We start from the raw sequence: 4,647 nt of genomic DNA on the forward strand, positions 1-4,647 counted from the left end.
GCCGAGCGCCTGTCGCGCGACAACCCGCTGCGCGCGCTGCGCAGCGACCTCACCGCCAACCGCGCCACGGAAGCCCTGAGCTGGCGCGCCAACGAGCGGCGCGAGTGGAACCTGTCGCTGGGCGCGCTCGACTACTCCGACGGCAACCGCCGCACGGCCGTGGGCGTGGTGGGGCGCGAGCGCCTGTTCACGCGCTACGGCCTGTAGGCCGATGCGGTGCTGGAGCTCTCGGGCTCGCGCAACAGCCAGCCCGGCGGGCCGTACTTCGCGCCCGAAGCCGACCTGTTCGTGCTGCCCGCGCTGGATGTGTCGCATGTGCTGTACCGCCACTACCAGACCGAATGGCGCCAGCGCCTGCAGCTGGGCGTGGGCGCGTACACGCAGCGCGGCTACGGCACCGGCAACGTGGCCACCGTCGGCTATGGCCAGCGCCTGCGCATGAACGTCACCTTCGAGCTGGGGTTGGCCGTGTCGGTCACCCGCCGCCCCTACGACGGGGTGAACGAGCGCATCGTGCGCACCGCGTTCGACCTGCTCTACAAATTCTGAGGTGCTGCTGCCATGATCCCCGTGTTTCTGCGGCTTTTGTCCCTGCTGGCCATCGCGGCGCTGGTCTCCGCCTGCGCCAGCCTGGCGCCGCCCTTCGTGCACCCGCGCGACCGCGCACTGCCCCATGCCGAGCGCCCCTGGCCGGCCAACAGCTTCGTCACCGTGGCGTACCACGACGTGCAGGACGCGGATGTCGATGCCCGCTACCTGGCGGTGCGCACCGAGCGCCTGGTGGCGCACTTCGGCTGGCTGCGCGAGAACGGCTACCAGCCCGTGTCGGTCGACCAGATCCTGGCCGCGCGCGACGGCGGCACGCCCCTGCCGCCCAAGGCCGTGCTGCTGACCTTTGACGACGGCTACCGCAGCTTTTACGACCGGGTGTACCCGCTGCTGCAGGCCACCGGCTGGCCGGCCGTGCTGGCGCCCGTGGGCGCGTGGCTGGATGCCCCCGCCGGGCAGACGGTGGACTTTGGCGGGCAGCCCACGCCGCGCGAGCGCTTTGCCACCTGGGCCCAGGTGGCCGAGATGGCCGCATCGGGCCTGGTGGAGGTGGGCGCGCACACCAACGACCTGCACCAGGGCGTGCTGGCCAACCCCCAGGGCAACCTGCAGCCCGCAGCGGCGGCGCGGCGCTACGACGCGGCCAGCGCAAGCTACGAGGGCGACGAGGCCTTCACCGCGCGGGTGGATGCCGACGTGGCCGCCATCACCGCGCGCATCCGCCAGGTCACCGGCAAGGCCCCGCGGGTCTGGGTGTGGCCATATGGCACGGCCAGCGGCACGGCGCTGGCCGTGGTCAAGCGCCATGGCTACCAGATGGCGGTGACGCTGGACGAGGGCCTGGGCCACACCGGCACACTGTTCAACACGCCGCGCCTGCTGGTCACGGGCGACCCCTCGGTGGACCAGTTCGCCGCCGCCGTGGTGGCCACGCAGGAGCCGCGCGTGCTGCGCGTGGCCCATGTGGACCTCGATTACCTGTACGACGCCGCCCCGGCGCAGCAGACGCGCAATTTCGACCACCTGGTGCAGCGCGTGCAGGACCTGGGGGTCAACACCGTGTTCCTGCAGGCCTTTGCGGACGTGCAGGGCGATGGCACGGTGCACAGCGTGTACTTTCCCAACCGCTGGCTGCCCATGCGTGCCGACCTGTTCAACCGCGTGGCCTGGCAGCTGCGCACGCGCAGCCGGGTGGCGGTGTATGCGTGGATGCCGGTGCTGGCCTTCGACCTCGACCCGGCACTGCCGCGCGTGCAGGCGCTGGCGCCGCCGGGTCGGACTGCAGCGCCCGGCCAGTACCGCCGCCTGTCGCCGTTTGACGCCACGGCGCGTGCGCGCATCACCGACATCTACGAAGACCTGGCGCGCAGTGCCTGGTTCGACGGCGTGCTGTTCCACGACGATGCGCTGCTGTCGGATTACGAAGACGCCAGCCCCGGCGCCCTGGCGGCCTACCGCCAGGCCGGCCTGCCCGCCAGCGTGGCCGCGCTGCGCGCCGACCCAGCCATGCACCAGCGCTGGACGCGGTTCAAGACCCGCGCGCTGACCGACTTCACCCTGCACCTGGCCGAGCGCGTGCGCGCCATTCGCGGCCCGCAGGTGAAAACGGCGCGCAACCTCTTCGCCATGCCCATGCTGGCGCCCGAGAGCGAGGCCTGGTTCGCACAGAACCTGGACGACTTTCTGGCCGCCTACGACTGGACGGCCCCCATGGCCATGCCGCTGATGGAGCAGGTGCCCGAGGGCGAGGCCGACGCCTGGCTCGACCGCGTGGTGGACACCATCACCCGCCGCCCTGGCGCGGTGGAGCGCACCGTCTTCGAGCTGCAGGCCTTGGACTGGCGCACCGGCCAGCCGGTGGCCAGCGAGCGACTGGCGCACTGGATGCGCCGGCTGCAGGTGCGCGGTGCGCGCAGCTTCGGCTACTACCCCGACAACTTCATCAGCGGGCACCCAGCCATCCCGGCAGTGCGCCCCGTGCTATCCAACAGTGGGGCCTTGCAGCCATGATCATTCAACGTGCCATCGCACTCTCGGTGCTGGTGTTCATCATTGCCGGCCCGCTTGCGCTGCAGGCAGCCTTCACCAGCGATGTGATCCTGGACTTCGTGTTTCTGTACCCGCTGTTCATGTCGGGCATCTGGATCGCGGGCGGCCTGTACTACTGGATGCACTGGGAGCGCCACTGGGCCTGGGGGCCCGATGTGCCGGCGCCCGAGCTGGCGGGCCAGCCGCTGGTGTCCATCCTCGTGCCCTGCCACAACGAGGGCGACAACGCCGGCGATGCGCTGCGCGCCGCCCTGGCGCAGCGCTACCCGAACATCGAGGTCATCGCCATCAACGACGGGTCGAGCGACCACACCGGCCAGGTGCTCGATGCCCTGGCCGCCGAGCACCCGCGACTGCGCGTGGTGCACCTGGCGCAAAACCAGGGCAAGGCCATCGCCCTGCGCATGGGCGCGGCGTCTGCGCGCAGCGAGTACCTGGTGTGCATCGACGGCGATGCGCTGCTCGACCGCGACGCCGTGGCCTACCTGGTGGCGCCGCTGATCAACAACCCGCGCGTGGGCGCCGTCACGGGCAATCCGCGCATCCGCACGCGCTCCACGCTGGTGGGGCGCATCCAGGTGGGGGAGTTCTCGTCCATCATCGGGCTCATCAAGCGCACGCAGCGCGTGTACGGGCAGGTGTTCACGGTGTCGGGCGTGGTGGCGGCGTTTCGCCGGCGCGCGCTGGACGACGTGGGCTACTGGAGCCCGGACATGATCACCGAGGACATCGACATCAGCTGGAAACTGCAAAAGCGCCACTGGTCGATCTTCTTCGAGCCGCGCGCGCTGTGCTGGATTTTGATGCCCGAGACACTGCGCGGCCTGTGGCAGCAGCGCCTGCGCTGGTCGCAGGGCGGGGCCGAGGTGTTCCTGAAAAACCTGCGCGGCATGTGGCATTGGCGCAACCGCCGCATGTGGCTCTTGATGCTGGAGTTCTGCATGTCCACCGCATGGGCCTTCATGTTCGGGCTGACCATCATCCTGTACCTGCTGGGCAGGTTCTTCGACATGCCCGAGCACCTGTACGTGCCCACCATCATGCCGCCATCGTTCACCGGGCTGGTGCTGTCGGTCACCTGCCTCATGCAGTTCGCAGTCAGCGTGTCCATCGAGCGGCGCTACGAGCCCACCATCCGCAGCACGCTGCTGTGGATGATCTGGTACCCGGTGGTGTACTGGATGCTGAGCCTCTTCACCACGCTGGTGAGCTTTCCGCTGGTCATGCTCAAGTCGCGCCAGTCGCGCGCCCGCTGGACCAGCCCCGACCGTGGCATCCCCAGGAGCAACACCACCCCATGAAAAACCCACTGATCCGCACCCGCCAGGGCCGCCTGATGCGCGTGTTCGACCTGCTGGCCACCCTGCTGGCCTGGGCCGGCTTCTTCTACCTGGTGGGCCGCGGCGTCTTCGAGATGGTGCGCTACCAGGGGCCGGGCCTGGCCGCGCGCCTGGAGCCTGTGATCGCCACCGCCGACACACTGGCCGGCTACGTCGCCATTGCCGGGCTGAACGCCTGCGTGCTGGCCGCCTGGGCGCTTTACAACCAGATGCGCCGCCGTGTGGAGCGGCGCGGCAAGATCCCTGCGCTGGACGACGCCGGCCTGTCCGCCAGCTTCGACCTCACGCCGCAGCTGCTGCGCGCACTGCGCTCGGGGCAGATCGTGCAGGTGCGCAACGACGAGCATGGCGGCATTGCCGACGTGCTGGCATGGGGCCACCCGGCCATGCCGGGTCACCCATCGCCTGCCAATGACCCTCGGGGTCAGCGGTATGCTGGGGCTGTGCGGTAGGGCGCTCAGGTGGCAGGGCGCTTGTATGGCTGCGTTGTTGACTTGCTGGGCAAGGGCGCCTTGCATCCAGCCCCCAGGCCGGGCAACGCGATCCCCGAAATCAGTGTTAACAGGCTCTGGTGTCCCGGGTTCGAAATTCGTTGAGTAAATCTCCCGGCAATCGCCGCCATGCGTCGTTGCAAATGCGCGCCATGCCACCGGGCATGGCTGTGCTTTGCGCCTGGCCTGGCAGCGATTTCGGCAGATTTCTTTCTTCA

The 4,647-nt window shown here is 69.6% G+C and carries 3 protein-coding genes and 1 pseudogene; all 4 read left to right on the forward strand.

The window, feature by feature from the left end:
* Positions 1-9: 9 nt before the first annotated feature.
* The 4 genes and pseudogenes from ACK59X_RS00275 (at position 10) to pgaD (ending at position 4,390) form a co-directional block, all read left to right on the forward strand.
* Positions 10-549 (forward strand): annotated as a pseudogene (locus ACK59X_RS00275) (hypothetical protein).
* A gap of 12 nt (positions 550-561) precedes the next feature.
* On the forward strand, positions 562-2,559 hold the full coding sequence (gene pgaB, locus ACK59X_RS00280) for a poly-beta-1,6-N-acetyl-D-glucosamine N-deacetylase PgaB (RefSeq protein WP_409954452.1): 1,998 nt from the start codon (positions 562-564) through the stop codon (positions 2,557-2,559).
* The gene (gene pgaC / locus ACK59X_RS00285; protein ID WP_409954454.1) at positions 2,559-3,899 is read left to right on the forward strand and encodes a poly-beta-1,6-N-acetyl-D-glucosamine synthase; all 1,341 of its coding nucleotides are present in this window, start codon (positions 2,559-2,561) and stop codon (positions 3,897-3,899) included. Before pgaB ends, pgaC begins: the two co-directional genes overlap by 1 nt.
* Positions 3,896-4,390: a poly-beta-1,6-N-acetyl-D-glucosamine biosynthesis protein PgaD gene (gene pgaD / locus ACK59X_RS00290; protein WP_409954453.1), complete on the forward strand. Its 495-nt coding sequence runs from the start codon at positions 3,896-3,898 to the stop codon at positions 4,388-4,390. The genes pgaC and pgaD overlap by 4 nt, the downstream gene beginning before the upstream one ends.
* The last annotated feature ends 257 nt before the right edge of the window (positions 4,391-4,647 follow it).

It is taken from the genome of Acidovorax sp. (assembly GCF_046339755.1).
Classification (GTDB): Bacteria; Pseudomonadota; Gammaproteobacteria; order Burkholderiales; family Burkholderiaceae_C; genus Acidovorax.